Source organism: Stenotrophomonas maltophilia, from assembly GCF_023518235.1.
In the GTDB taxonomy this organism is placed as follows: Bacteria; Pseudomonadota; Gammaproteobacteria; order Xanthomonadales; family Xanthomonadaceae; genus Stenotrophomonas.
Map to the genome: position 1 here is coordinate 30,554 of NZ_CP090423.1, position 23,375 is coordinate 53,928.

36 protein-coding genes are annotated in these 23,375 nt (G+C 65.6%); 23 read left to right on the forward strand and 13 right to left on the reverse strand.

Features of this window, described 5'->3' with window-relative positions; translation table 11 throughout:
- The first annotated feature begins 25 nt into the window (after positions 1–25).
- From LZ605_RS00240 to LZ605_RS00265, 6 genes are all read left to right on the forward strand, one after another.
- On the forward strand, positions 26–535 hold the full coding sequence (locus LZ605_RS00240; protein ID WP_249843389.1) for a hypothetical protein: 510 nt from the start codon (positions 26–28) through the stop codon (positions 533–535).
- 89 nt (positions 536–624) lie between these two features.
- A complete protein-coding gene (locus tag LZ605_RS00245; protein WP_249843390.1) occupies positions 625–1,146 on the forward strand; it encodes a hypothetical protein in 522 nt (173 codons plus the stop codon).
- Positions 1,143–1,580: a hypothetical protein gene (locus tag LZ605_RS00250; protein WP_249843391.1), complete on the forward strand. Its 438-nt coding sequence runs from the start codon at positions 1,143–1,145 to the stop codon at positions 1,578–1,580. The genes LZ605_RS00245 and LZ605_RS00250 overlap by 4 nt, the downstream gene beginning before the upstream one ends.
- Positions 1,577–2,251, forward strand: coding sequence for a hypothetical protein (locus LZ605_RS00255; RefSeq protein ID WP_249843392.1), 675 nt, complete (start codon positions 1,577–1,579; stop codon positions 2,249–2,251). The genes LZ605_RS00250 and LZ605_RS00255 overlap by 4 nt, the downstream gene beginning before the upstream one ends.
- A gap of 1 nt (position 2,252) precedes the next feature.
- On the forward strand, positions 2,253–3,287 hold the full coding sequence (locus LZ605_RS00260; protein ID WP_249843393.1) for a hypothetical protein: 1,035 nt from the start codon (positions 2,253–2,255) through the stop codon (positions 3,285–3,287).
- Complete coding sequence (locus LZ605_RS00265; protein ID WP_249843394.1) at positions 3,287–5,416, forward strand: hypothetical protein; 2,130 nt, start codon at positions 3,287–3,289, stop codon at positions 5,414–5,416. Before LZ605_RS00260 ends, LZ605_RS00265 begins: the two co-directional genes overlap by 1 nt.
- A gap of 767 nt (positions 5,417–6,183) precedes the next feature.
- On the opposite strand, the gene LZ605_RS00270 is transcribed toward LZ605_RS00265, so the two are convergent.
- Positions 6,184–6,663 carry a hypothetical protein gene (locus tag LZ605_RS00270; RefSeq protein WP_125428185.1) on the reverse strand — a complete coding sequence of 160 codons (480 nt, stop codon included), beginning with the start codon at positions 6,661–6,663 and terminating at the stop codon, positions 6,184–6,186.
- Between the two features lie 124 nt (positions 6,664–6,787).
- On the opposite strand from LZ605_RS00270, the gene LZ605_RS00275 reads away from it, so the two are divergent.
- The 13 genes from LZ605_RS00275 (at position 6,788) to LZ605_RS00335 (ending at position 15,063) form a co-directional block, all read left to right on the forward strand.
- Entirely contained in the window at positions 6,788–7,279 is a 492-nt protein-coding gene (locus tag LZ605_RS00275; protein WP_249843395.1) for a glycoside hydrolase family 24 protein, read from the forward strand.
- Positions 7,276–7,593: a hypothetical protein gene (locus LZ605_RS00280; protein ID WP_100446478.1), complete on the forward strand. Its 318-nt coding sequence runs from the start codon at positions 7,276–7,278 to the stop codon at positions 7,591–7,593. The genes LZ605_RS00275 and LZ605_RS00280 overlap by 4 nt, the downstream gene beginning before the upstream one ends.
- Entirely contained in the window at positions 7,590–7,829 is a 240-nt protein-coding gene (locus LZ605_RS00285) for a hypothetical protein (protein ID WP_249843396.1), read from the forward strand. The genes LZ605_RS00280 and LZ605_RS00285 overlap by 4 nt, the downstream gene beginning before the upstream one ends.
- Positions 7,826–8,215: a crAss001_48 related protein gene (locus tag LZ605_RS00290; RefSeq protein WP_249843397.1), complete on the forward strand. Its 390-nt coding sequence runs from the start codon at positions 7,826–7,828 to the stop codon at positions 8,213–8,215. Before LZ605_RS00285 ends, LZ605_RS00290 begins: the two co-directional genes overlap by 4 nt.
- Positions 8,216–8,351: 136 nt before the next feature.
- Positions 8,352–8,786 carry a hypothetical protein gene (locus tag LZ605_RS00295; protein WP_249843398.1) on the forward strand — a complete coding sequence of 145 codons (435 nt, stop codon included), beginning with the start codon at positions 8,352–8,354 and terminating at the stop codon, positions 8,784–8,786.
- A complete protein-coding gene (lysC, locus tag LZ605_RS00300) occupies positions 8,786–9,037 on the forward strand; it encodes an Rz1-like lysis system protein LysC (protein WP_249843399.1) in 252 nt (83 codons plus the stop codon). The genes LZ605_RS00295 and lysC overlap by 1 nt, the downstream gene beginning before the upstream one ends.
- Positions 9,034–10,029, forward strand: coding sequence for a hypothetical protein (locus tag LZ605_RS00305; RefSeq protein WP_249843400.1), 996 nt, complete (start codon positions 9,034–9,036; stop codon positions 10,027–10,029). The genes lysC and LZ605_RS00305 overlap by 4 nt, the downstream gene beginning before the upstream one ends.
- On the forward strand, positions 10,029–10,769 hold the full coding sequence (locus LZ605_RS00310; RefSeq protein ID WP_249843401.1) for a hypothetical protein: 741 nt from the start codon (positions 10,029–10,031) through the stop codon (positions 10,767–10,769). The genes LZ605_RS00305 and LZ605_RS00310 overlap by 1 nt, the downstream gene beginning before the upstream one ends.
- 9 nt (positions 10,770–10,778) lie before the next feature.
- Positions 10,779–12,962, forward strand: coding sequence for a hypothetical protein (locus LZ605_RS00315; RefSeq protein WP_249843402.1), 2,184 nt, complete (start codon positions 10,779–10,781; stop codon positions 12,960–12,962).
- Between the two features lie 11 nt (positions 12,963–12,973).
- A complete protein-coding gene (locus tag LZ605_RS00320) occupies positions 12,974–13,729 on the forward strand; it encodes a hypothetical protein (RefSeq protein ID WP_249843403.1) in 756 nt (251 codons plus the stop codon).
- Between the two features lie 161 nt (positions 13,730–13,890).
- Complete coding sequence (locus LZ605_RS00325) at positions 13,891–14,235, forward strand: hypothetical protein (RefSeq protein WP_249843404.1); 345 nt, start codon at positions 13,891–13,893, stop codon at positions 14,233–14,235.
- Between the two features lie 289 nt (positions 14,236–14,524).
- On the forward strand, positions 14,525–14,725 hold the full coding sequence (locus tag LZ605_RS00330; protein WP_107231048.1) for a hypothetical protein: 201 nt from the start codon (positions 14,525–14,527) through the stop codon (positions 14,723–14,725).
- The gene (locus LZ605_RS00335; RefSeq protein ID WP_249843405.1) at positions 14,722–15,063 is read left to right on the forward strand and encodes a low molecular weight protein tyrosine phosphatase family protein; all 342 of its coding nucleotides are present in this window, start codon (positions 14,722–14,724) and stop codon (positions 15,061–15,063) included. Before LZ605_RS00330 ends, LZ605_RS00335 begins: the two co-directional genes overlap by 4 nt.
- On the opposite strand, the gene LZ605_RS00340 is transcribed toward LZ605_RS00335, so the two are convergent.
- A complete protein-coding gene (locus LZ605_RS00340) occupies positions 15,042–15,491 on the reverse strand; it encodes a GNAT family N-acetyltransferase (protein WP_249843406.1) in 450 nt (149 codons plus the stop codon). The two genes, LZ605_RS00335 and LZ605_RS00340, sit on opposite strands and share 22 nt — an antisense overlap.
- Before the next feature lie 86 nt (positions 15,492–15,577).
- The gene (locus LZ605_RS00345; RefSeq protein ID WP_249843407.1) at positions 15,578–16,081 is read right to left on the reverse strand and encodes a DUF3011 domain-containing protein; all 504 of its coding nucleotides are present in this window, start codon (positions 16,079–16,081) and stop codon (positions 15,578–15,580) included.
- 241 nt (positions 16,082–16,322) lie between these two features.
- Here LZ605_RS00345 and LZ605_RS00350 point away from each other — a divergent pair, with 241 nt between their 5' ends.
- Entirely contained in the window at positions 16,323–16,718 is a 396-nt protein-coding gene (locus LZ605_RS00350) for a hypothetical protein (protein ID WP_107231044.1), read from the forward strand.
- 12 nt (positions 16,719–16,730) lie between these two features.
- Here the strand turns inward: LZ605_RS00350 and LZ605_RS00355 are convergent, their stop codons facing one another.
- A complete protein-coding gene (locus tag LZ605_RS00355; protein WP_249843409.1) occupies positions 16,731–17,423 on the reverse strand; it encodes an aspartate/glutamate racemase family protein in 693 nt (230 codons plus the stop codon).
- Positions 17,424–17,579: 156 nt separating this feature from the next.
- On the opposite strand from LZ605_RS00355, the gene LZ605_RS00360 reads away from it, so the two are divergent.
- Entirely contained in the window at positions 17,580–18,221 is a 642-nt protein-coding gene (locus LZ605_RS00360; protein ID WP_249843410.1) for a LysE family translocator, read from the forward strand.
- Positions 18,222–18,315: 94 nt separating this feature from the next.
- The gene (locus tag LZ605_RS00365; RefSeq protein WP_107231041.1) at positions 18,316–18,489 is read left to right on the forward strand and encodes a DUF1328 domain-containing protein; all 174 of its coding nucleotides are present in this window, start codon (positions 18,316–18,318) and stop codon (positions 18,487–18,489) included.
- A gap of 22 nt (positions 18,490–18,511) precedes the next feature.
- On the opposite strand, the gene LZ605_RS00370 is transcribed toward LZ605_RS00365, so the two are convergent.
- The 4 genes from LZ605_RS00370 to LZ605_RS00385 all read right to left on the reverse strand — a co-directional run bounded on the left by LZ605_RS00370 (position 18,512) and on the right by LZ605_RS00385 (position 20,044).
- Positions 18,512–18,844, reverse strand: a complete 333-nt coding sequence (locus tag LZ605_RS00370) for an SMR family transporter (RefSeq protein WP_249843411.1) — start codon at positions 18,842–18,844, stop codon at positions 18,512–18,514.
- Between the two features lie 13 nt (positions 18,845–18,857).
- The gene (locus LZ605_RS00375) at positions 18,858–19,442 is read right to left on the reverse strand and encodes a TetR/AcrR family transcriptional regulator (RefSeq protein ID WP_306803791.1); all 585 of its coding nucleotides are present in this window, start codon (positions 19,440–19,442) and stop codon (positions 18,858–18,860) included.
- Between the two features lie 80 nt (positions 19,443–19,522).
- Positions 19,523–19,756 carry a DUF1653 domain-containing protein gene (locus tag LZ605_RS00380; RefSeq protein WP_249843413.1) on the reverse strand — a complete coding sequence of 78 codons (234 nt, stop codon included), beginning with the start codon at positions 19,754–19,756 and terminating at the stop codon, positions 19,523–19,525.
- Between the two features lie 12 nt (positions 19,757–19,768).
- Positions 19,769–20,044: a hypothetical protein gene (locus tag LZ605_RS00385; RefSeq protein ID WP_249843414.1), complete on the reverse strand. Its 276-nt coding sequence runs from the start codon at positions 20,042–20,044 to the stop codon at positions 19,769–19,771.
- 393 nt (positions 20,045–20,437) lie between these two features.
- Between LZ605_RS00385 and LZ605_RS00390 the strand changes: the two genes are divergently transcribed.
- A complete protein-coding gene (locus tag LZ605_RS00390) occupies positions 20,438–20,695 on the forward strand; it encodes a hypothetical protein (protein ID WP_249843415.1) in 258 nt (85 codons plus the stop codon).
- On the opposite strand, the gene LZ605_RS00395 is transcribed toward LZ605_RS00390, so the two are convergent.
- The 5 genes from LZ605_RS00395 to LZ605_RS00425 form a co-directional block, all read right to left on the reverse strand.
- Positions 20,664–21,026, reverse strand: coding sequence for a hypothetical protein (locus LZ605_RS00395; protein ID WP_249843416.1), 363 nt, complete (start codon positions 21,024–21,026; stop codon positions 20,664–20,666). The two genes, LZ605_RS00390 and LZ605_RS00395, sit on opposite strands and share 32 nt — an antisense overlap.
- 272 nt (positions 21,027–21,298) lie before the next feature.
- Entirely contained in the window at positions 21,299–21,760 is a 462-nt protein-coding gene (locus LZ605_RS00400) for a pilin (protein WP_279920414.1), read from the reverse strand.
- A 53-nt stretch (positions 21,761–21,813) separates the two neighbouring features.
- Positions 21,814–22,281 (reverse strand): pilin, encoded by a 468-nt coding sequence (locus LZ605_RS23055; RefSeq protein ID WP_279920411.1) that lies wholly within the window; start codon positions 22,279–22,281, stop codon positions 21,814–21,816.
- A gap of 168 nt (positions 22,282–22,449) precedes the next feature.
- Positions 22,450–22,896 carry a pilin gene (locus LZ605_RS00420; RefSeq protein ID WP_249843417.1) on the reverse strand — a complete coding sequence of 149 codons (447 nt, stop codon included), beginning with the start codon at positions 22,894–22,896 and terminating at the stop codon, positions 22,450–22,452.
- Between the two features lie 110 nt (positions 22,897–23,006).
- Positions 23,007–23,369, reverse strand: coding sequence for a hypothetical protein (locus tag LZ605_RS00425; RefSeq protein WP_409461454.1), 363 nt, complete (start codon positions 23,367–23,369; stop codon positions 23,007–23,009).
- Positions 23,370–23,375: the final 6 nt, after the last annotated feature.

Genomic DNA, 23,375 nt, shown 5'->3' on the forward strand with positions numbered 1-23,375 from the left:
GGGGGTAGGAAGTCAGCATTTCGGCATGATTTCCCCCCGTCTCCCCCGCAATGTTGTGCCCTGTCGGCCACTCCACCTGGTGGTGCTGGCCGACATCCTTCGGCACGAAGAGCAGCGCCAGTTCCGGGCCGTCTTGGGCGGCACCGCCTACAGTCCCGACACCGCTGCACACGCCCTGGTGAACGCCTGGGCCACTTCTTCCCCGTATGCCCTCACCGTTCTGCGCGCCGACGGTACGCCGGCTGCCGCTGGTGGATTCGAGCCGGTCGGCCCGGGCACCTGGCAATCGTGGATGGTTGGCACGGAACAGGGCTGGGCCGAGCAGTGGCGCTCCATGACGAAGGCCAGCCGCTGGCTGATCGACCAGCTGTTCGAGGCCGGCGCGCGGCGGCTGCAGGTCAATGCTCTGGCTGACCGCTTGGCGGCCATCGAGTGGTTCGAACGATCGCTGGGGATGCAGGACGACGGTGTCTGGAGCGGGCAGGGCGCCAACGGCGAGGACATCGCTCACTTTTCACGCATGCGAGGTGCCTGATGGGCGGTAGTAGCGGAAGCAAAGCGGCCAATGCCGCATCACAGACCGAGGCTTGGCGAACCTCGAACATCAATCGCGCTACCGACCAGGTGAACCGGCTGTACAGCGCACCCTCGCGCCAGGCCGGTTACGACGACTTCCTGGGCGCCACTCGGGATTTCTACGGCGGCGAGCTGGCGCGGCAGAAGGAACAGGCAGACAGAAGCCTGAAGTTCGCGATGGCCCGCAGCGGCCTCGCCGGTGGATCTGCATCCATCGACGCCAACCGCCGCTTGGGCGAGGACTATCAGCGCGGCGTGCTGGATGCCGAGCGTCTGGCGCAGGGAGCGCTGGCCGACCTGAAGGCCTCGGACGAGACCTCACGCCAGAACCTGCTGTCGCAGGTCGCCGGCGGAATGAGCCTGACCAGCGGCGCCACGCAGTCGGCGCAGGCGCTGCAGGGCAACCTGCAGGCCGCGCAGGGCCGGCTGCGGGCGGAGAACCTGGGCGACATCTTCAGTGGATTCGCCGACCTGTACAGCCGCAGCCGAGAGGCGGCGCAGGAGCGGCGTGGAGCACGCGACTTCAACACCCTGTTCCAGCCGGGCTTCGGCTATGGCGGTCGCCAATGAACACGATGCCTGATGTGATCAGCACTATGGCTCGGCTGGTGAGCCAGCCTTCGCTGGCTGACATCGTGCAGCTGCAGGACCTGTGCGCGCAGCTGCCGCAGGCGGATATGCCGGTGCAGCACACTTTCCTCCCCGGCCAGTACCTGCGCCGTATGTCGATGCCAGCCGGCGCCCTGGTGGTGGGGAAGCGGCACCGCTTCCGGCATGCCCTGATCGTCTCTGGCCACGTCACCCTGCGCACTGCCGACGGCATGGTGGAGCTGCAGGGCTTCCACGTCATCGACTCGCCGCCTGGCATGAAGCGCGCCATCTACGCGCACGCGCCGAGCGAACTGGTAACCGTCCACCTCACGGACGAAACCGATCTGGAGCGGATCGAGGCGCTGGTGATCATGCCCGACGACGAGCCGTTGGAATTGGAGGAACAGCCATGACGTGGGTCGCAACGGCCATCGCGGTGATCGGCGCCGCAACGCAGCAATACGCACAGCACCAAGCCGGGAAGAAGGCCGACCGGCAGGCAGCGAATCGGATCTATCAGCAGGCGGAGAACCAGGACCGTGCCGACTATGCTGTGAACCAGCTGCTGACACAGCGTGCGACGGATGACGGAAGCACCGAGCGCGCAAGTACCGCGCGCAGCATGATGGATCAGTCGCGTGCCGCGCAGGCCGCCGCCAGCCGCGGCCTGAATCAGGCTGGTGCTGTGAGCGAGGCCTACCGCACCGCGTCCAATGACGCCGCGCTGGGTATCAGCGATTACGGCCAGCGCGCCGCCAACCTGATGGCCCGAATCGATGCACCACAGCAGCTGCGCAGGCGCGAAGCGCTGCAGAGCGGGAATCTCGCGTCGCAGCTGGGCCTGATCGGGCGCGAGGCGGCCAGCGACGACTTCCTGGCGAGGATGCGCATGCAGGGGATTCAGGCCGATCCGTGGTTGATGGCGGCCGGCCAGATGGCACAGGCGGGCGCACGCGCCTACTCAGCGAACCAGGCGAGCAAAGACGCTCCCACCCTTGCTGGCTTGATGGGGAAGGGATCGAACCGGGGCTTCGGCAACGAGGCGTCCAGCTGGTTCAACAATCAATCCTTGTGGGGGCGCTGACATGGCGAACGGATGGGAAAGGCTGGGAGAGGTGTTCGCCGGCACCGCTGCTGGGGGCAACGACTCCTATTCACGCGGCGTTTCGAAGCAGGCGCAGCTTGCGCAGCTGCTGGCTGGGGCGCAGATCAAGCAGGATGAGGCGATGGCCCGTGACGAGCTGTTGGGGTCGATGATCGCCAATGGCACCGCTCGCCCTGAAGCCACGATGCTTTCGACCATGTTGCGCATGGGCGCGGATCCTACGAAGTTCTCCGGCTACCAGGGCGATGTCCAGACGCAGGGGTTCCAATCCGAGGCGATGGACGCAGCGCGCAGCGGGAACGTGCCGCTGCTCAATGACATCATGACCGCGATCTCTGGCCGGCCCCGCCAAACGGCCACCATGAGCGAAGGCACGCTCTTCGACCCCTATGGCGCCGTCGGCCAGTCCGTCAACGTCACGCCCGTTGGCCAGTCGACCATCGGCCAGCGCAACGCAGCTGCCGCGGCCAGTTACGCGACTGCCGCGCGGACAAGGCAGGCGCAGCAGCTGGACCTGATGAAGGAAATGCGCGCCGGCGCTGGCGGAGCCGCCTCCCCAGGTCAGCCGAAGCGTGCCAGTGCAGCCGACATGAAGGCACAGCAGGCGGCGACCACGAAGGCTGCGCAGTTGGGCAACGTTACGCGCGGACTTGATCGCATCCAGAGCGCCCTAGGGGGGCTATCGGGGGCTCTGGTCGATACCGGGCCGCTGGACCAGTACGTGATGCGGAACACGCCCGCCGGCCAGGAGCTGGACGCCGCTGTGGGTGCGATCCAGAACTCGATGCTGGCGCTGACTCGCGTTCCAGGCGTTGGTTCGCAGTCCGACCTGGAAGCACGCATCGCCGCGCTGCAGTACCCAAGTCTCGGCGTCGCGCCGGAAGTGAACGCGCGCACCATGCGTCAGCTGCGTGACTTCGTGACCGAGCTCCAAGGCGTCAGCATTGCGCCAACCGCTGCACCCTCCGCTGGCGGCGGTGTGGATGATATTCTCGGCAAGTATGGGGTCCGCTGATGGCCACTCTGGAGCAACTGGAACAGGCCCTGCGTGCCGCTGATGCCGCCGGCAACACCGAAGATGCTCGGCGGCTCGCACAGGCGTACAAGGCCCAGCGGGACGCGGAGCAGGGGTCTCAGGCTCCGGCTGCCAAGCCTCCAATCACGGATCTGCCGCCGGTGCAGGCCGTGGCACCCGATGGCTGGGAGTACGGCATGGGGCGTGATGCTGCCTTCGGCCTGCGCTCAATCCTCCAGGGAGGCGGCAGCCTGCTCGGTGCGCTGGGCGGTGACGCCCTCGGCGCGCTGGAGACGAAGATTACCGGCCGCCCCGTGGCCAGCTTCCGGGACAATGCTGCGCGCTTGGCCGATGTGCTGGGCCTGCCACAGGCGCAGACCGCCGGCGACCGCGTGCTGGGCGATGTCGGCGAGGCGCTGACCGGTACCGCACTGACGCTTGGCGGCGGTGCAGCCCTCAATGCAGGGCGTGCGGTGGCACCCACGCTGACTTCAGCTGCACCGGCGCCTACGGCAGTACCTGGTCTTGCCGAGCGCGCTGGAGAATTCCTCACTGCTCAGCCAGTGCTGCAGGCGATCAGCACGATCGGCAGTTCTGGTGCGGCCGGGCTGGCCCGAGAGAGTGGCGCAGGTCCTGCTGGCCAGCTGGCGGCCGCACTTGCCGGCGGCATTGGCCCGGCGGCTCTCATGCAGGGCGGCGCTGCAGCAGTTCGAGGTGCCGTGCGTGGCCGGTCCGGTGAGGCCATGCGGAACTCCATCGCCGACTTCGAAGCGCTGGGCACGACCCCATCCGTCGGCCAGGCATCGGGTAACACCAACCTGCAGGGCGTGGAGAACCTGCTGGCGGGCGCGCCGACCAGCTCGGGCGTGATGCGCCGTTTCGCCGAAGGGCAGGGCAACGACATCGCCAAGAACCTCGGGGAGCGGTCTCGCGCACTGGCGGCAGACCCCACCCGACAGAACGCTGGCATGGCCATCGAGAAGGGTGTCGCAGCCTTCAAGGGCGACGTCACTGCACGCCGCCGGGCACTGTATGACGCCGTCGACCAGCTGGTGCCGCCGGACACCCCGGTGCGCCTGGACCGGACCAATGCCGAACTCGCACGGCTGACCGCTGTGGACCCCGGTGCACCTGCCTCTGCGGCATCGATGATCCCGGACGAAGTCACGCAGCTGGCCCGCAACATCGCATCCGACCTGGGCGACGGTGGCACCGCGCTGCCGTACCAGACCTTCAAGGATCTGCGGTCGAACCTGGGCAATGGCCTGTTCGACTTCACCCTGACCCCTGACCGCGCCACGTCGCAGCTGCGCGGCGTGTACCGCGCCATGGGCGACGACATCGAGGCGGCGGTGCAGGCACAGGGCGGCAAGGCCCCGGCAGCGCTGGCGCGGGCGAACGCCTACTTCAAGTCCACGCAGGAGCAGCTGAAGCAGCTGGAGCGCGTGGTGAACAAGGCCGGCGGCCCGGAGAAGGTCTACAACGCGGTGATGGCCGGCGCTGGCGAGGGCGGCACCACGCTGAAGCGAGTGATGGAGGCTCTGCCGGATGACGGGAAGAAGTCCCTGACGGCCGCGGTGCTGAACCGGATGGGCCGACCAACGCCGGGCCAGGCCGGGCTGCCTGCCGAGCAGTTCAGCCCCGGCACGTTTATGACCAACTGGAGCAAGCTTTCCGACGAGGCGAGGCGGGAGCTGTTCGGCCACTACGGGCCGGGCTTCGCCAAGGATATGGACCAGATCGCCCGGGTGGCCGACAACATCAAGAGCGGGTCGCAGGTGTTCGCCAACCCGAGCGGCACAGGAAATCGCGCTGCAGCGTATACCTATGGTGCCGCGCTGGTGGCCTCGCTGATGGACCTTACTGGTACATCCACAGGCACTCTGCTGCTAGGTGGAGCGGGGGCGAATGTCGCTGCCCGCATCTTGACCTACCCGCCAGCTGTGCGCTGGCTTTCTCGAGCGACCACGGCGCCAGTAGGGTCGGTGATCGGATCGCTCGCATCCTTGCGCAACATTGCGTCCAGCACTGGTGATCAAAAACTGGCGGACATTGCCGCAGAACTAGAGAAAGTAATGCCCGACGAACAGAAGGGCGCAAACAACGGTACCGACAATCGACAAAAATAGCGCTATCAACAGGCCCCAGCCTTTGAGTCCAAGGCTGGCCTCGTGCTTCCGCTCCCAGTCCTTCCGCCGGATCTCGCTCCACGCCTTCTCCGGGTGGAACTGCCCCGCATCCTTGAATCTGTCGTCCATTTTCAGTTCCTTGTTAGAAGTCGAGTAGTTGGGTCGTGCCGCTGCCACCGCATTCAAAGGGGAGTGCCTCATGAGCGGACGCCTCTCTGACGCGCGGTATGACCCAGGCCGGGACCTGATCGGCGTAGCAGTATGGCTGGGATCCCCCCATGCGGCTGTACGCGCTTCTTCCACCGCAGACCTCTCCGATGGAGTCCTTGTCATCGGGGCACGCGCATTCGCCACCGTACTCAAGCTTCGCAAGTGCTGTTGCGATGTAGGCGATTGAAACGTCACTCTTCGCAGCCATCACAGCACGATTCTGTTCCAGCATCCCTGAGCAGTACGCCGGCTGTCCAAATGTCGAGCACCCGCCAAGCACAACGGTAGCTGCCAAAATTACTATTCCCTTCCAGCCCATGATGCCTCCCTGCGTTACCCGGATGGTACCACCAGCCCCGGCCGCCCCCCGCGCCCATTGAAGGGCAGGGGCCGGGGGGTAGGGTGGCCCGTATCGTTCAGTCCAGAGGCCGCCATGCTGTCAGCCGCCATCGTCGTCACCGGGAAAGGCATGTTCATTGAGTGGCCGGGGTGCCCCGACGACGAGTTCACCGTTCCGCTGCATGCCGATGCCGTCATCCTGTTCCGGCGGGTCGCGTCTAGCCCAGCATGTTTTGAAGCAGTGGCAGTGCTTTCTGCCAGTTGTCCAGACCGGCATCCACCAGCTTCAGTACAAGGTGTTTGGTGGTCTCGCCCGGCAGCTCTCGAAGCTGATCGAGGAATCGCTGCTTATCGGGCGGAGGCAGATCCGAGCTGAGCACCTTGGCCTCGATGAGTGCCTTTAGCGTGTCGTCGTGAAGTTTGATCGTGACGACACCGAGGATTGCGCCCAATCCGCCATCGTCAGCCAGAAAATCCATACCTCGAGCGGTAATGGTTGCCTGCATGAGCATGTTTCCACGGTCCAAGCTGCCAAGCCATTGGCCCTTCACTAGACCGTGCTCATGCAAGTAGGCGATGTTCACGTTGGCCCTATTGAACTCACCCTGGGCCATCGTCCCTGCATCGACTGGCTCCGGGTAGCTCTCGGCCAAACGCTGGAGCAATTGCAGCTGGTATGCCCTGTCAAGTAGTTCCATCTGTCCGTCTCCGGTAGTGGTTGGGTTGGTTGGCGCCGCCAACTCTACCGGAGAACGGATTCCTCCCATTGATCGCCGCCCCCCAAAAGGCACCGTAGGCCCATCACTTCCAAGGGGGCCGACAGTGGCACGAATCACAGCACAGGAGGCGGGCGGGCAGAACGTCGTGGCGTTCCTGGACATGCTGGCCTGGTCCGAAGGGACCGATAACGGCCGGCAGCCGACTAAGCAGAACGGCTACGACGTCCTGGTGGGCGGCGGCCTGTTCACCGACCTCAGCAAGCACCCCGGCAAGCTGGTGCGGCTCAACGCCACGCTGAAGTCCACCGCGGCCGGCCGCTACCAGTTCCTGCAGCGCACCTGGAGCGTGCTGCAGGCGCGGCTGAAGCTGCCGGACTTCGGCCCGCTGAGCCAGGACAAGGCCTGCATCGAACTGATCCGCGGCCGCCGCGCGCTCGATGCGGTGAAGGCCGGCCAATTCGACCGCGCCGTGGCCCTGTGCGCCAAGGAGTGGGCCAGCCTGCCGGGCGCCGGCTATGGCCAGCATGAGCAGAGCCTGGAGAAGCTGCGGCAGATCTACAAGAAGGCCGGCGGCACTCTGGGTGGGGGCGTATGAGCATGGAAGCCCAGCCGAGCCAGGACGGCCGCACCCGCGTTTCCCTCGGCCCGGTGGAAAAGTGGTTCGTGACCGCTTTCGCCGGATTCATCGTTGCTGGCGGGTACTGGCTGATCAGTTCCATGCAGGCGGTGCTGACCCAGCAGCAGGTCACGAACCAGCAGATGGCCACCGTGCAGCAGCAGCTGCAGACCTTCAACACGCAGCTGGCCGACGTGCCGGCGCTGAAGCTCGAGCTGGCCAAGCAGGCCGTGCAGGTCGAGCAGAACAAGGCTGACATCAAGGAGCTGAAACAGCTCAGGGGGCTGAAGTGAAGGACCGATTCAACTGGCAGGGCGTCGCCGGCCGGGCCAGCACCTGGCTGGCCACCCTTGCTGCCGCCGCAGCCGCTGCGCTCGGCGCCTACGCGCTGATGCCGGAGCGGGCGCAGAACCTGTTCCCCGAGTGGGGCCTGATCGTGCTGGGCGGCCTGGCCGTCGGCGGCGCCTTCCTGGTTCCCGTGGCCACCAGCTTCAAGCAGAAACCCAAGAGCCCAAAGGAGGGCGTATGACCCAGCACTACATCGGTTCGAAGATCATCGAGGCATGGCCCGCACAGAAGGACGGCGCGGACGGATACTCGGTGAAGTACGCCGACGGCTACATCAGCTGGTCGCCCAAGGATGTGTTCGAAGCGGCCTACCTGCCGATCGGCCACGTCGGTCATCTGCCGCCGCATGTGCAGCGCATGGTCGGCGAACTGGAGCAGCTGAACGACAAGATCAGCAAGCTCGGCAAGTTCCAGGGCACCGACATCTACTCCAGCCTGTCGGAAGACGAGCGCGCCGATCTGGATGCGCAGGGCAAGTGCATGGTCGGCTACTGGAACGCGCTGCTGTCCCGTGTCAATCGCGCCCGTGCTGAGTACGAGGTCGCTGAAGCAGGTCCAGCGGCATGAAGCCCATCACCCACAACCCCTACACCGGGATGCCGCGTGATCCCCGCGACATCAAGAGCGATCCCATGGCGGTGCTGTGCGTGAAGCCTGGAGCCCCGCTGATGGCATATGCACAGCGGCCAGCAGGACAGCGGCCGTGCTGATCCCTGACCCGCTGCAACCCTACGCGAAGCTGATCACTGCGGCCCTATGGGCGGCAGTGGCAGCAGCCTTGATTCTGATGGGCGCCCGGCTCGGGTCGGATTACCGGATCAAGAAGGACCAGGCTCTGATCGCCGCTGCCGAGAAGCAGCGCGACAAGGCCCAGGCCGCTTCCGACGAGAATCTTCGCGCGGCCACCGCCGCCGGCCAGCTGCTGCAGGAAGTGAACAGGCAGACCCAGGCGTCGATCGATGCGGCCGAGGCAGCCCGAAAGGCCTCCGATGCTGCGGCCCGCCGTGCCGAAAAGGCAGCGGCTGAGGGTCAGCGACGCGCCACTGCCGCGGAGAAGGCCCTGGAGGCCGCCAAGACCCAGCCCGCGTGCCGGGCACAACTGGAGCAGACCCTGTGCGATTCCATCCCGCTGCTTTGATGCTGCTGGTGCTGGCCGGCTGCACCCACAAACCGGAGCGGCCGAAGCTACCCGAGGTGGTTCACGTCCCCGTCGAGAAGCTGGTGCCCGTCGACGCCCGCCTGACCAAACCGTGCCCGGCCAAGCGCGCCAGGTCCCGCACGGTTGAGGCGGTGGTGGCCGCCTACAACGCCAACCTGATCGTGCTGCAGGACTGCGACAACCGCATGGGCGAGATCCGCAGCCTGGGTGAGGGGAAGACCCAGCCGTGAGCAAGGTCAAGCTCCAGGACAACCTCGGCCGTGTGGTGAACATCAATGCTGATGCCACCAAGGGCGCCATCGTGGGCGTCAACCTGTACGGACCAGATGGGGAGACGCTGATCGATCCGGCGTCGCTGGGGCTCGGTGGCGGCGGGAGCAGCAGCACGCCCTGGGACAGCCTGTCCGGCATCCCGCGCAACATCAACGCCTTGGCCCAGCTGTCGGGTATTGGCTACCCGGTTCTGGTCGGCCCTGCCGACTGGCGCATGCGGACCTTCCGTGCCGGCGGCGGCATCACCGTCGTCAACGGTAATGGCCGCGATGGCGACACTGTGGTGCGGCTGGAAGAAGTTGGGAACACCGAAGACGGCCAGGCGCTGTTGAAGATCACCCGCGACGTGTACGGCCGCGTCATCGCCACCGCGGCAGCGACAACCGACGACTTGGCCGAGGGCGGGAGCAATCTGTACTTCACCGCCGCGCGTGCTGATGCACGGGCCGATGCGCGCATCGCTGCGCAGAAGGGCCAGCCCAACGGTATTACGCCGCTGGACGCCGCCAGCAAGATCCCGACGCAGTACCTGCCGGCGCTTGCGATCACGGCCACCTATGTGGTGAACAGTGAGGCCGCGCAGCTGGCGCTGGTGGTGGAGGAGGGCGACGTAGCCGTCCGCACGGACCAGAACCGCACCTACATCCAGAACGGCGGTACCAGCGGCACGATGGCTGACTGGACCCAGCTGCTGATGCCCGCAGCACCGGTGCAGTCGGTAAACGGCAAGACGGGCACGGTGGTGCTGACGTTGGCCGACCTTGGCGCAGCACCTGCGGCCGCTCCCGCCATGACATTGGCCGCTGCCAACGCGCTGACTGGCGTGCAGGACTTCCAGGTGGTGGGCATCACCGACCTGAGCGGCGGCCGTGAGCTGTGCTGGTACGACGCTACTGTGGCCACCGGCACGAAGTGGCGCCGCTTCTCCGACCGGAGCATCGCAAACTGATGGCCCTCGATCCATCCATTTCGATCATCCGCGGGTTGCAGGCCTCGGTGGGCCTCAACGGCCGCACGGTGAGCGTGTCGCCTGGCATGTGCTATCTGCCGGGTCCCATCCGCATGCTGTTCGACGGCACGGCCTCGGTGGACATCCCCACCGGCCAGCCCAACACGTTTTTCCACCTGTATGGCTACGACAGCGGCGGCGGCGTGGGCGCGCTGGAAGCCAGCACCGTGGCGCCGGCGGCACCGTACCTGGGCACGGCCCGCTACAAGACCGGCGACCCGACGCGCCGCTACCTGATCTCCGGCCGCACCAATGCCAGCGGCGTGCTGCGGCCTGGCCGCCACACCCGGCCGGCCGAGATGGGCAACCGCGTGATGCTGGATGCCGCCAGCGCGGCCGGATCGGTCCCGGTGACCCTCTTGTCTGGCCTGGTGTCGACCACTCCGCAGACCATCGATCTGTCCTCGGTTCTGCCGTCTACTGCCACTCGCGCGATCGTGCAGGTGCTGAATCCATCGAGTTTCACGCTCTACACCTCGCGGTCGGACGTCGGCGCGCCCTCGCCTTCCAATTACCAGTACGCGGCCATTGCCGGCAGCTGCCCGGTGCTGGACGTGACCCTGGACGCCAATCGGCAGTTCACCGTGCTGCTGAGCGCTACCAACATTCTCGGCGGGATCATCGCGCTCCTGACCGGTTCCGTTTCCATCAACCTGGTCGGCTACGAGTTCGACCGATAGGAGAGCCCCATGGCGACTCGCTTCCCCGAAGACATCGACGCCTTCGACAACCCGCGACCGGACAGCAGCCAGGCGCAGGCGCGTACGCACTCGCAGCAGCACGGTGATGCAAACGATGCGCTGGAGGCCATTCAGCGCAAGGTGGGGGTCGATGGATCGGTCGATCCTGAGTCCTTGGACTACAAGGTGCGGATTGTCGTTGGCATCACCGACGGTATCCAGAGCGCCGCATACGAAGCCAAGGAGGCCTTCGCCAATGCTGCGCAGGGGATCAGGGCAGATTCCGCTGTGCAACCCATCCAGCTGAATTCGGCGACTGAGCAGCTGCAGGCTGAAATTGCCGCGTCGCAGACGCAGCTGCAGACGCAGATCGACGGGCTTGTCGATGGGCAGCAGACGCAGGCGATCTATGCAAACACCCTGGCCGATTTGCAGGCCGTATCTGGCTCGTACATCGGGCAGGGTGGTTTCGCGTTGAACGGTACCGGCGCTGGTCAATACCGCTGGACTGGATCCGCCTGGGAGTTTCTCCGCGCCGACATGCTGACTCAGAAGGCAGACCAGGCAGACCTCATCCAGACCCAGCAGTACCTTTCCGATTCCTACTCCGTTCCGTTGATGCGCAGAATTCCGATTGCCGGCACCACGAACGTTGTCGGCGATGTTGTCGGGAACGTGATGTATGACGTCGACATGAGGACGGTCCTGTTGAATGGATCCCCGTTGCTCGACGGTCCAGCAGCGGAAATGCAGATCAACGCGAACCTGGCCGGCACGATGGGGACAGATACCTACTCGGCACCAGCATCTAGGCGTATTCCCTTGGTGGGAACGACCAACGGGGCTGGCGACGTAGTGGCCAACGTACAGTACGACGTGGACGCAAAGTCGCTTCTGGTGAATGGCGAGTCCGCTGTCAGCCAATCTCTGCGATGGGCGCCTGTTGTAGCTATTCAGCCAGTGCCAGTGACGGGCGTCATGCACCTGATGACATACGGGCAATCGCTGAGCAACGGCGTAAACAGCATTCCGCCGGCCAGCACCGGGCAACCTTTCCTCAACCTCACCTTCGCGCAGGGGCCCAGATCGACCAAGGCCGGAAGCGTTGGCCAGCTGCCGGGCATGGATTCACTGGTGCCCCTGATCGAAAACACCCTGACAGGTGACGGCGTGGCCAGCCCGCAGCACGGCGAAACACCCTGCTCGGCGTGGGCGAACGGCCTGACGCGACGCCTCGCGCTGGGTGGTGTGGATTGGCGGACCGCCGGCCCGCGCTGGCTGGCCACGGCCAATGGCAAGGGTAGTGCCAGCATCAATAACCTGTTGCCGGGTGGATCATCGGACCTCGGCGAGTGGTTCCAGGTGCTGCGCGACGCCGTTGACCAGGCGCGCGTTCTATCTCTGGGCGCCGGCTTGACCTACAGCCTGCCGTGCTGGATCTACATGCAGGGCGAGGGCGACAATGCGGACGCGGCGATGGCTGGGGGCGTCTATCTGGCGAAGCTGCAGCAATTGCACGAGGCGGTTTCTGCAAAGGTACAGGCCGCGACCGGGTCCAGCTTTGTTCCATGGATCGGTGTCTACCAGACCTTCGCGCGGACCCTGCGGGAGCGCCCCCACGCGACAATGGACCAGATCACTTTCTGCGAGCAGACGCCGGGAGCGTTCCACCTCACTGCGCTCTACCACCTGCCGCTCGCCTCGGATGGCCACCTGACTGCATTGGGTAGCTACTGGGTTGGAGAGTACGCGGCGAAGAAGGTAAAGCAGCTTCTGGATGGGCAGCGCCCAACGTGGATGCGGGTTGGCTTCGCAACGGTCAGCGGCAGGGTGCTGAGGTACAAGCCGAAGGAAATTCCCGTGGCGCCTCTTCGTCTCCTCGCAGATGGCAATCTGCGCCAGACCACTGACTTTGGTTTCCTGGTCCGCGATGCCAACGGCGGCTGCGCGATCGAGAGTGTCGGCATCAGCAAGGCCGGCGATGAAGTGGTGATCACGTTGGTGTCTGTTCCGACAGGAGCCGTGCAGCTGCGCTACGGCCTCGACTACCTTCCGGCTGGCCAGGTGAACTATGCGGGGTCCGCAGGCGGGAACCTGGTTGATAGCGATCCCTCATCCTTCACATTCGCGGGTACTGAGTACCCGCTCTACAACGTCTCTCCGCACTTCCAGTGCGATGTGATTCCGGCGTAAAGGAGCCTGACATGCCTTACATCTTCCCCGTCTATCCGCTCGGCCAGGACACTCCGGGCGCACCAATCATCAATGGAGCAACCCAGCTGTATCCGTACACGCCAGCACCCGAGCCTGGCTACGCGCATTGGCTGCTGGGAGGCGATGGGTCGAGCCTTGTACCATACGGTGGTGATGCGACGCTCACCGCACAGGGCGTTTCGCATACATGGGGATCCAACTACGTCAACCTGCCGAGCTACCAGAACGCACTGATCTCCAGCGTTGCCGATGCCACCGTCCAGACCTTCTACGCGGCCGTGCGCTATGCCCCAGTCTCTGGAAAGAATGTGATTGTGGTCGGAAACATCAGCCTCGCTAGCCAGGGCGCTGGCATCTGGATCGACGGCAACGGCAACGTCTGTACGATTCTGCGCAACTCCAGTGGAACCGTACTGGTGAACCATGGCGTGCCAGCCAATACGGCGGTGGGGGACTGGATATTCCTGGGCCTTTCGAAGCGAGTGGAGGCAGGAGTCTCGAAGACCCTGACCAGCGTCGGTAGCGTGGTTTACGAGGTCGTGTGGCCCGCAGTTCAGGCGGTCTCGGGGAGCAATCACATCGCCATCGGCAACCCGCTCAACAGCTCCAGCACCTACACCCCTGCAGACCTCCGGGTCGGCGAGCTGCTGATCAAGCCCAACCTGGCCGATTCTGCCGCCCAGATGATGAGCGTGTATTCCCACAGTCGCGCCCGTTTGGCGCCGCGAGGCATCATGCTGAAGTGAGGTAGATGGCAGGGCCGAGCAAGACTCGGCCCCGCGATTCGGGCAAATTGACGATTTCGTCAAGCTGCCGATGCAGGGCTAACAATTGGTAGCCCAAACGATTCAGGGAGGTGGCCGGCCCGTTCGCAGGATCTGCGACGGCCGGCCGTATCCTCCCGGCCATGCCGCTCCCCGCCGATTTCCGCTGGACGACCAGGTCTGCCAGCCTGCCGAACGACCCGCTCACCGTGATTGCCTGCCACAGCGTGTGGGTGGTGGCCATGGCCCAGCGGGTGAACGACGGGATCTGGATCGCCTCGCTGGACCGGCATCGGCATGGCCCCGGCGGTCCGTTCCGCTGGTGCAGCAGCTACGAGCAGGGCCGGGCAGGGGCCGAGCTGTGGGTGGCCAGGCACGAGGAAAGGCTGCGGGAGGATGTGGCCAAGATCCTGGCGTGGCAGGAGAAGGTCCGGGGGAACCGGCTGGCCAAGGCCGACCAGGATCCGCCATTCGGCTGGATCGGGTAGGGGCAGGCTGCACCCTATCCGCGCGTAAGTGATTGATCGTATTGGGGCGCAATCTGCACTTTTGGGATGCCTCGCGCAGCCCCGAAACCCTTATAGATCAAAAGGATGGTCCTATCTGTAACGATGCCTGGGGGGCAGAGGGTCGTCGGTTCGAATCCGGCCGTCCCGACCACTGTGATGAATCAAAGAGCCTGCGCAGCGATGCGTGGGCTTTTTTGTGCGCGCGGTGTATGCTGCGCGCCACTCGTAATACCGCGGCTGCTGAACCCGGTACTCACGAGAACACACAATGGAATCTGCAAGAAACCGTGCCTGGCGTCGCAGCCAGGCCTGCAACCGCGGTGGCGACCGCGCCACGACGGCGTACAGCTACAAGCCCGAAAAGAACTGGAAGCTGCTGTACACGCGCGGTGCCAAGCTCGCGCGCGCACGCCAGCTGGGCTTCGTCTATCCGGTCCTCAGCGCCCGCCAACTGCAGGAACAGGAATGATCAAGCTGCTGTTCGTCTGCAGCCGCAACCAGTTGCGCAGCCCGACCGCCGAAGCCATGTGGCAACGGCGGCCCGGGTTCACCGCGCTGTCGGCCGGCACCAGCCCACATGCACGACGCCCCATCGGCCCGGCGGACATCCGCTGGGCCGATGTCATCTTCGTGATGGAGGCCAAGCACCAGCATCGCCTGCAGGCTGGCTACGCGCGCCTGCTGGAGCACAAGCGCCTGCATTGCCTTGATATCCCCGATGACTACCGGTGCATGGATCCGGTGTTGATGGATCTGCTGGACGACAGGGTGACTGCCTGTCTGGATCAGCTGCCGGCAAAGCGGTAGATCAGTTCCGGATCGCCTTCGTCCAGACCGTGCACGATGCCGCTGCCGATGAAGCCGGAGGCAGCGAGCAGACGTTGCATGCCGGCATTGGAGGCATTGGTTGAAGCAAACAGCTTGCGCTGCCCCTGCAGTGCGCTCGCGTGGCGCAGCAGGGCGGCCCCGATGCCTCGGCGGCGCTGCGCATGCGCCACCATCAGCATTTCGATGAAGGCTTCGCCGAAGAAGTGATGGTGGATGACCAGATAGCCGGCCGCGACATCGTCCCGTTCCGCCACGTACACGGCGGCGCTCGCCAGCCAGCCGGCAATCTGCCGTGCGCGTTGCGGATCGCCGGCCGCGACGCTGTCGAGCGCGACCAGTACCGGCAAATCGCTCGGCACCGCATCGCGCAGACGCAGCATCGTCGGGGAGGCATCGGGTGGCAGCATCGTCGGCTCCTGGGCGGGTCGGGCCCAGTCTATCGAGTGCGCCGGCCGCGTTCGCCCATCCGCCGCGGCCAACACGTGGACATCGGTCAGTACACCCGGAACTCGGCGCGGCAGCCGCCGCTGACCCACACCCCGCGGCGGTCCCAGCCCCAGTTGCGGTCCTCGATGCAGGGCGTCACCGACTTCTGCCTGACCAGGCGTACCTCGTGACGCACGCGGATGCGGCATTCCTTGTCCTTCTGTTCGTATGACTCGCAGACCAGGCGTTCGCCGTCATGGTCGCGGTCCCGGCCGTGGCCCGGCCAACGTCCGCGCCCGTCGGCCACGAATTCGGCACGACAGCCGTCGTCGACCCAGAGCATGCGGCGGCTCTGCCCCCAGTTCTGGCCCTCCACGCAACGGGTGATCGACAGCTGCCTGGCCAGGCGCATGCGGCCTTCGATCGGGCACTGCTGGGGCTTGTTGAACTGCGATTCGCAGCGCAACGGCGAAATGTGATCGATGTCGTAATCGCGGGCTGCCACCGGGGCGGCGGCCAGCAGCAGCGTCAGGGCGGAGAGGGTGATCGGCAGCATCAGGCGATGGGTCATGAGCAGTCTCGGCAGGGGGACGGGCCGCAAGAATGGACCAGGCCGGGGCCGCCGGAACGGAGCGTTGCAGCGATGGCTCATGCGGGATTTAGTAGTGCGCCCCGGCCCATGCAGAGGCTTACATCCCGTATCATCGCTGCACATCCGATCGCATCGGCTTACACCTTCTTACATGTCTGCCACGCCTGGCGGCGCAGCCTGTGGCTGTCGTCACTGGCGTGCGCGCGGCCTGCGGGAGACGATGCGCGGACCACGACGACCACAGGGGGTTGCGTTGATCAGCAGTACCGTCATTCATCGTTCGGCGAGCACCGATGCTGGGCCGGTGCAGGTCCTGGACACCACGTTCAAGGGCAAGCATGTGTTCGTTGCCTGGGGCCTGCGCGGGCCGGAACTGACCCGCAGTGCGGACCCGGCCACCACGGTGGCCGCGCGCAAGGCGCTGCAGGCAGTGGCAGGGCACAGCGAAGGGCCGCGCAGCCCGGAAGTGTTCATCGCCAATCAGTCGGCGGTGGCGATCACCGTCTATCGCCTGCTGACCGAGGCGCGTTCGGGCGACGCCATCTTCTTCCTGTGTGATTCGCAGGCGGTGGTCGATTGGCTGATCACCGCGCTGGAAGTGCAGGGCGAGGGCTGACGCCGGTCCGGATCAACCCAGTGCCGCGTCCACCGCTGCGATCGCGTGCAGGGAGGTGGTGTCAAACAGTGGCACCGCGCTGTCTTCGGGGCGCACCAGCAGCATGATCTCGGTGCAGCCGAGGATGATCGCTTCGGCCCCGCGCGCGGTCAGCCGTGCGATCACCTCGGCGTAGCGCCGCCGCGATGTTTCGCTGACCACGCCGAGGATCAGTTCCTGGTAGATGATGTCGTGCACGCAGCGCCTGTCGGCCGCGTCCGGGACCAGCACCTCCAGTCCGAAGCGTTGTTCCAGCCTGCCGCGGTAGAAGTCCTGTTCCATGGTGAAGGCGGTGCCGAGCAGGCCGACCTTGCGCGCGCCCGCCCTGACGATCACCGTTGCGGTCGGGTCGGCGATATGCAGCAGCGGCAACCGGCACGCGGACTCGATGCGATCGGCCAGTGCGTGCATGGTGTTGGTGCAGATCAGCAGCAGCTCGGCGCCGCCGGCCTGCAGCCGCTGCGCGGCGTCCACCATATGGGTGCCCAGGGCATCCCAGTCACCCTCGTGCTGCAGCTGCTTGATGCCGGCGAAATCCACCGACCACAGCAGCAGCTGCGCCGAATGCGCGCCGCCGAGGCGATCGCGCACCGCCTCGTTGATGAGCCGGTAGTACTGCGCCGAGCTCTCCCAGCTCATGCCGCCGATCAGGCCCAGGGTCTTCATGCACTGCTCCATGCCAGGGCAGGCCATTGCAGCACAGATGGCGCCGCCCATGCGCTCACCGCGTATCTGTAACCATCGTATCGGCGCGCCGCTGTGTGTGCCGCAACGCGGCAGCGGGCCCTATGCTGGTGCGCTCTTCCGTGGTGGATGCCGGACATGGCGCTGCATACCTGGTGGTGGTTCCTGGCCACGGTTTTTGTCCTGTGCGGCACGCCTGGGCCGAACATGCTGCACATCCTCGGGCGCAGTGTCGGGCTGGGTTTCCGCGGCAGCGTTCCGGCCATGGCCGGCTGCCTGCTGGCGATGCTGCTGGTGCTGGCGGCCTCCGCGGCGGGGCTGAGCGCGTTGCTGCACTCCTCGCCGATGCTGTTCGAGGTGCTGCGCTATCTGGGCGTGGCCTACCTGGCCTGGCTGGGCATCAAGGCCTGGCACGACAGCTTCCGGCCGGCGCCGCCGGTGGCCAGCGACGAGGCGCCGGCGATGGCGCCGGTACATGGGGCGTGGACCGTCCTGCGCGGCGGGCTGTGGGTCGGCCTGAGCAATCCCAAGCTGCTGCTGTTCGCCACCGCATTCCTGCCGCAGTTCGTCGACCCCTCGCGCAGCCAGGCCGTGCAGTACAGCGTGCTTGTGGCGACCTTCGCGGCCTGCGAACTGTTCTGGTACGTAATGTACGCAGCCGGCGGACATGGCCTGCGCCGCTGGCTGGCCCGGCCGTTCGCGCGGCGCTGGTTCGAACGGTTGGTAGGCAGCGTGTTCCTGGCGTTTGCCGTAGCGCTGCTGCGCTTCCGTCCGCGCTGATTCACATCGCACACGCGGCCCGTTCACGGGTGCCGCATCGGCGCCGGCCTAGCCTGACCGTACCGTTTGCATTCCCTGCGGGGAAAGGATCGACATGATCAAGTGGGCCATCATCTTCGCCATCATCGGTGTCATCGCTGGCGTGCTGGGCTTCGGCGGCATTGCCGGCGCAGCCGTGGGCATCGCCAAGTTCCTGTTCTGGGCCGGCATCATCATCGCCGTGGTGCTGTTCCTGCTGGGCATGAGCGTGGCAAAGAAAGTCAGCTAGCGTCGTTCACGCAGCAGCGCGCTCAGTGTGCGCTGCTGCGTGAGAACAGGTTGATCACCAGCACCCCGGCGCAGATCAGGCCGATGCCGATCAGGGCCGGCGCATCCAGACGCTGTTTGAACACCAGCAGCCCGATCAGCGAGATCAGGACGATGCCCACGCCGGACCAGATCGCGTAGGCGATGCCGGTCGGGATGGACTTCATGGTCACCGACAACAGGTAGAAGCACAGGCCGTAGCCGACCAGTGCGCCCAGCGTCGGCCACAGCCGGCTCATGCCTTCAGAGGCCTTCAGCAGCGATGTGGCGATCACTTCCAGGACGATGGCGGCGGCGAGGTACAGGTAGGGATTCATCTCGGGCTCCGGGCTACAACGGATCACACAGCTTCAGCGCCTGCTCGGCCATCGCCAGCGCGTTGGCATGTTCCAGCGCATCCAGCGGGCGCCCATAGGCGGTGGCCCAATAGCCATCGGCGACGCAGCGTGCAGCGTACAGCCGGGGGTCATCGGCTTCGTCGGGGAATTCGACCAGCATGGCCCGCTTCCAGTCGCGCCAGCGCACCAGCAGGGCCGGTTCGAGCAGGTTGCCCAGGGTGAGGCCGATATCGTTGTCCTGTTCCTGCTGCAGCAGGTGCTCGAAGTTGGCCTGGACATAGGCGCGGCTGAAGCGGCCGTAGCCCGACGATTCTGCCGGCAGCAGGGCGCGCACGCGTGCCTCGAATTCGCCGATGAGCCCGCCAATGGCCTCATCGACCAGGGCCTGCTTGCTGCTGAAGTGGTGGAACAGCGCCCCCTTGCTGACCCCGGCCGCGCGCGCGACGTCCTGTACGGTCAGGGCGGCCAGGCCATGCTGGCCGATCATCGCAACGGTGGCCTGCAGCAGCGACTGGCGCACGCTCTCGGGCGCCTTGCGCCGCGAACGGGGAGGGGGCGGGGACGTGGATGGGGGCATACAGGAAGAAACCGACTGGACGGTACGATTGTAGCCCAGCAGCGCCTGGTTACCGTTGCCAGCCTCGGCCGGTGCCGGGCTCAGTCGTCGATGCGGGCGAAGCGGGGCTGCGGTCCGTGCTCGCCGGGCACCTGCTCGACGAACATCGAGTAGGGGCGCACCCATAGGCCGCCTTCGCCGTACAGGGCCCGATAGAGCACCATCGGTTGCAGCGTCTCGCTGCTGCGCACCAGATCGATGACTTCGTATTCGCCGCCCTTGAAGTGGCGGTAGCGGCCACGCGCAAGCGTGGGCAGCGGACTCAGTTCAGCCATGCGTGGTCGGTCTCAGGTCTGCGGCGGGCTGGCCGGCTTGGCGCAATAGGCGTCGATCGCCTCGGCGGTATTGGCCAGGCCCTGGGCCTGCGCCAGTTCCCAGGGACGCTCGCAGCGCTGGTTGTGCTGGCACCACTGGTATCCCGCCGAGCCGATGCAGCCATGTGCATCGCGGTCACTGCCGGGCGTCGGGCGGGTGGTGCCGGTATCGGTGGTGGCCGCCGGCCTGTCCGTGCTGACGCAGGCGGCCAGCAGCAGCGCTGCGGGCATCAGGAGGAGCGCTTTCATGGGGGAGTCCGTGTCCAAAGCAGCAGTCTGCGCTGCTGCCCGGGACCCGGCAAGCGTCTAGAACACCGTGGCGCGGATCAGTTCTTCTATCAGCACCACGTAGCTGGCCACGAAATAGAACTTCAGCAACGTCGAACGCTGCTGTGAGAAGAAGGTGCGCATGTGGAAGGGGCCCCTGTTAGTGAGGATAGTGTGAAGCCCTGCTGACTCCGTGACAAGGATCACGGAATAAATCGGCTAAACGGACTCAGGGATGTGATGAGAGGCAGGTTCTGACGAGCCCGCAGGGGTTTTTCGTACTTGTCTGATAGAACCGTTCTGATGGGCTGGCTAGGGTGACCGCACCGGAGGAGGGCACCTGCCCTCATGCCGTTTCCCAGCAAGGAGCCGCTCATGGTCATTACCGTCAAATGCAGTGCCGCACAGTGGTCCCTGCTGGACCCCGCCGTAGGCGCGCCCGAGGTATTCGGCAGTGGCGCTGCCGCGTTCGACGCCGCCGTTGGCCGGGCAAGTGCCCATCATCGCCGGACCGGCCAGGGCAGCATGGTGCGCGTGGAAGCGCTGGGCAGCAGCGTGGAAGCCGTGCGCTTCGAGGCGAGCGCTGCGGTGACTGCCCCTGCTATCGGGCGTCACCCGGCATCGTTGATGTAGTCCCCGGCGATGCCCGGGGCAGGGCCTGGCTGATGAAGCGACACAGCCATCGCGGGTTGACCGTCTTGGCATAGACATGCCGGATCTGCGTCGGCAGTCTGCGATCCTGCAACAGGCGCAGGGGTTGGTGGGCCAGAACGAGAATGAGCAGATCGTTGCGAAGGCAGCAGATCTGGCGCAGCAACGGCAGACCGTCGGTCTGGCCGATGGTGGGCATGCAGGGATCGATGACCAGTGCCGTACAGTGCGGGTTGGCGATCGGCGCCAGCACTTCGGCGGGCGAGCGGGCTTCGATGAGTGTTTCGGCGCGCAGGTGCGGGCGCAGGCTCATCGCCAGTTCGCGACGGACCCACGGATTCGCATCGGCAATGACGATGGTGGAGGGTGCAGACTGTCGGCACTGCGGGCTGCCTGCCGGACGTGTCGTTGATGTCTGCGGAGGGGAGCCTGGGGCATGGTCGGTGTGCATGGGCAACGACGTAAGGCGGGGGGACGCGATTGCCTGGCGCACCGGGAACGTGCCCCCGCGTCCACGAAGGAGTGGCAGGGGCGAAGGGCCAGGGGCATGGGGCCACGCGTGGCCCGGCAGGCGTGGGAATGCGATCAGGAAGAGCGGCAACCTTCCGGAAGCAGGCCTTCATCATGCGTATTGCCGATGCAGGTCCAGGTGCCGGTCCAGTAATCACGCCGCAGGTTCAATGACGGGGTACCCGGGCCGAGCGCGGTATCGGGTTTCACCCAACAGGTAAGCAGAAAGGACGTCCCGCTGCCGGCCACTTCAAACCGCTCGCACTGTGCCCCCTGGGCTGGCAGCCCGATGTCTTCCGAGCTGACGTCGTCATCGGCGAAACCGTCGGCCAACAGTGCCTCGACCCCGGCTTTCCCCGCGGCCAGCTCGGACAAGGCCGCTGCCATCTTTGCCTTGCCCGCGTACCTCTGATACTGCGGCAGGGCGATCATGGCGAGAATGCCGATGATCGCCACCACCACCATCAGTTCGATCAGCGAAAAACCATTCTGTCGGGCACGCGGCGTTGGCGCGTGCGCTGCGGGATGTGCGTTCATGATGATCCTGTGTTGTCGGAACGACCGGACGTGGCTGCGCGCGCTCGTCGGTGTCAGGTTCGGCAGGCCTCTGGCAGAAGGCTCTTGTCGCCGACGTCGCTCTCGCAGTTCCAGACGCCTGCGCCACTGCGGACGAGGCTCAGGGAGAAGCCGCCGACGCCATAGGTTGCGTCGTCCTTCAGGTTGCAGACCAGCCGGGCCTGGTCTGCCGTCGCATCCACTGCAACGTCGAACGACTGGCAGCGCGAGCCGGTGGCAGGCAGCCCCAGCGCTTCAGCCGTTGCATTCTCGAGGTCGGCGCCTTCGGCCAGCAACGCTTCCACGCCGACTTTTCCCGGCGCAACTTCTGCCAGTGCGGCGGCCAGCTTGGTCTTGGCCGAGAACCGCTGGTACTGCGGCAGCGCGATCATGGCCAGGATGCCGATGATCGCCACCACCACCATGAGTTCGATAAGAGAAAAACCCTGCTGCCGGGAAGTGCGCATGCCTGCGCGGGATGTCGGGGCGATTGCGGTATTCATGATAGTCCTTTGTGACATGGCTGATTCATCGGTATGGCCACGAAGCGATGTCTCGTGGCGCAACCATAGAAAATCACGCGTGCCGCAATCGGTATATTCAAGAATTGGTAAAGTGATATTCGATGTGCGTCTGCATGCTGATTATTCAATTAATCAGAAAGCGGATTTTCATTCCGCCAGGCACGCCCTTGGCAGTGCCTGCACGTCGGCGCCGTGCGTATCACATCGCCATTGGCCGGAAGGGCTGCGTTGCCACCTCACGCGGTGGCGCACGAAGCGGCCTTGGTGCAGATCGCAGGTCAATACCGCGTGGCCCGTATCGGGCAATGAGGCACGCAGGTGGGCGCAATGCGCCGCACTTGCAGGCAGGCCCAGGTGCTGGTCGGTCACGGTGAGATCACCATCGGCGTAACTGGCTTCCACCGCTGCGATGGCGCGGCCAAGCGTGCTGGTGGCAGCGTGCAGGCGGTTGCGGTCGGCATCGGCGCCTGCCCCGGGCGCGTTCAACAGCAGTGCGTAGACCGCAGTCAGGCCGGCGATGATGCCCGCCGCCGCCCAGGGTCGGTAGCGACGCGGCGCGTGGCCTGCTGCGTTTGCGGTTGATCGAGGGTGCATTGACGGTCGCTGCCGTTGTCGGGCGGGGCGCGCATGGCGCAACCACAGGCCGGGGCTGCTCTCCCCAGAGCAGCCCCGGCATTCCCATCCCCTGTCCAGAAGGGGGCGTGCTACAGCGCCAGTGAGCTTTCAACCTCAAGGACCGCGCGGCGGGCGAGGGCAAGATTGGCCTTCTGCCGGTCCAGTACCACGTAGAAGAACAGGCCCCGCTTGGCCGTCACCGGCCGCAGCACGTGATACGCGCGGCCCAGGGTGATCAGGATGTCCTCGATGCTGTCGTTGAGGTTCAGTGCTTCTGCCGTTTTCATCTTGGCGCGCAGCACTTCGGTGTTTCCGGCAGCGGCCAGCTCCATGTCCACGCCCGAGCCGGCTTCACCCAGCAGCATGCCGCTTTCGTAGTCGACCAGGGCGACGGCTTGCGCGCCGTTGATCTGCATGAGCGTGTCCAGGCATTTGTTGATGGCGATATTCATTTCAGT

Coding starts and splice junctions, on each gene's coding strand:
- LZ605_RS00280 (WP_100446478.1), top strand. CDS start 7,276: ATGAGCATGGAAGCCCAGCCGAGCCAGGACGGCCGCACCCGCGTTTCC.
- LZ605_RS00360 (WP_249843410.1), top strand. CDS start 17,580: ATGGCGCTGCATACCTGGTGGTGGTTCCTGGCCACGGTTTTTGTCCTG.
- LZ605_RS00320 (WP_249843403.1), top strand. CDS start 12,974: ATGCCTTACATCTTCCCCGTCTATCCGCTCGGCCAGGACACTCCGGGC.
- LZ605_RS00420 (WP_249843417.1), bottom strand. CDS start 22,896: ATGCACCCTCGATCAACCGCAAACGCAGCAGGCCACGCGCCGCGTCGC.
- LZ605_RS00365 (WP_107231041.1), top strand. CDS start 18,316: ATGATCAAGTGGGCCATCATCTTCGCCATCATCGGTGTCATCGCTGGC.
- LZ605_RS00385 (WP_249843414.1), bottom strand. CDS start 20,044: ATGAAAGCGCTCCTCCTGATGCCCGCAGCGCTGCTGCTGGCCGCCTGC.
- LZ605_RS00265 (WP_249843394.1), top strand. CDS start 3,287: ATGGCCACTCTGGAGCAACTGGAACAGGCCCTGCGTGCCGCTGATGCC.
- LZ605_RS00400 (WP_279920414.1), bottom strand. CDS start 21,760: ATGAACGCACATCCCGCAGCGCACGCGCCAACGCCGCGTGCCCGACAG.
- LZ605_RS00340 (WP_249843406.1), bottom strand. CDS start 15,491: ATGCTGCCACCCGATGCCTCCCCGACGATGCTGCGTCTGCGCGATGCG.
- LZ605_RS23055 (WP_279920411.1), bottom strand. CDS start 22,281: ATGAATACCGCAATCGCCCCGACATCCCGCGCAGGCATGCGCACTTCC.
- LZ605_RS00390 (WP_249843415.1), top strand. CDS start 20,438: ATGGTCATTACCGTCAAATGCAGTGCCGCACAGTGGTCCCTGCTGGAC.
- LZ605_RS00250 (WP_249843391.1), top strand. CDS start 1,143: ATGAACACGATGCCTGATGTGATCAGCACTATGGCTCGGCTGGTGAGC.
- LZ605_RS00370 (WP_249843411.1), bottom strand. CDS start 18,844: ATGAATCCCTACCTGTACCTCGCCGCCGCCATCGTCCTGGAAGTGATC.
- LZ605_RS00315 (WP_249843402.1), top strand. CDS start 10,779: ATGGCGACTCGCTTCCCCGAAGACATCGACGCCTTCGACAACCCGCGA.
- LZ605_RS00380 (WP_249843413.1), bottom strand. CDS start 19,756: ATGGCTGAACTGAGTCCGCTGCCCACGCTTGCGCGTGGCCGCTACCGC.
- LZ605_RS00330 (WP_107231048.1), top strand. CDS start 14,525: ATGGAATCTGCAAGAAACCGTGCCTGGCGTCGCAGCCAGGCCTGCAAC.
- LZ605_RS00350 (WP_107231044.1), top strand. CDS start 16,323: ATGCGCGGACCACGACGACCACAGGGGGTTGCGTTGATCAGCAGTACC.
- LZ605_RS00345 (WP_249843407.1), bottom strand. CDS start 16,081: ATGACCCATCGCCTGATGCTGCCGATCACCCTCTCCGCCCTGACGCTG.
- LZ605_RS00375 (WP_306803791.1), bottom strand. CDS start 19,442: ATGCCCCCATCCACGTCCCCGCCCCCTCCCCGTTCGCGGCGCAAGGCG.
- LZ605_RS00425 (WP_409461454.1), bottom strand. CDS start 23,369: ATGAATATCGCCATCAACAAATGCCTGGACACGCTCATGCAGATCAAC.
- LZ605_RS00255 (WP_249843392.1), top strand. CDS start 1,577: ATGACGTGGGTCGCAACGGCCATCGCGGTGATCGGCGCCGCAACGCAG.
- LZ605_RS00260 (WP_249843393.1), top strand. CDS start 2,253: ATGGCGAACGGATGGGAAAGGCTGGGAGAGGTGTTCGCCGGCACCGCT.
- LZ605_RS00290 (WP_249843397.1), top strand. CDS start 7,826: ATGACCCAGCACTACATCGGTTCGAAGATCATCGAGGCATGGCCCGCA.
- LZ605_RS00240 (WP_249843389.1), top strand. CDS start 26: ATGATTTCCCCCCGTCTCCCCCGCAATGTTGTGCCCTGTCGGCCACTC.
- LZ605_RS00335 (WP_249843405.1), top strand. CDS start 14,722: ATGATCAAGCTGCTGTTCGTCTGCAGCCGCAACCAGTTGCGCAGCCCG.
- LZ605_RS00270 (WP_125428185.1), bottom strand. CDS start 6,663: ATGGAACTACTTGACAGGGCATACCAGCTGCAATTGCTCCAGCGTTTG.
- LZ605_RS00395 (WP_249843416.1), bottom strand. CDS start 21,026: ATGAGCCTGCGCCCGCACCTGCGCGCCGAAACACTCATCGAAGCCCGC.
- LZ605_RS00325 (WP_249843404.1), top strand. CDS start 13,891: ATGCCGCTCCCCGCCGATTTCCGCTGGACGACCAGGTCTGCCAGCCTG.
- LZ605_RS00310 (WP_249843401.1), top strand. CDS start 10,029: ATGGCCCTCGATCCATCCATTTCGATCATCCGCGGGTTGCAGGCCTCG.
- LZ605_RS00355 (WP_249843409.1), bottom strand. CDS start 17,423: ATGAAGACCCTGGGCCTGATCGGCGGCATGAGCTGGGAGAGCTCGGCG.
- lysC (WP_249843399.1), top strand. CDS start 8,786: ATGCTGCTGGTGCTGGCCGGCTGCACCCACAAACCGGAGCGGCCGAAG.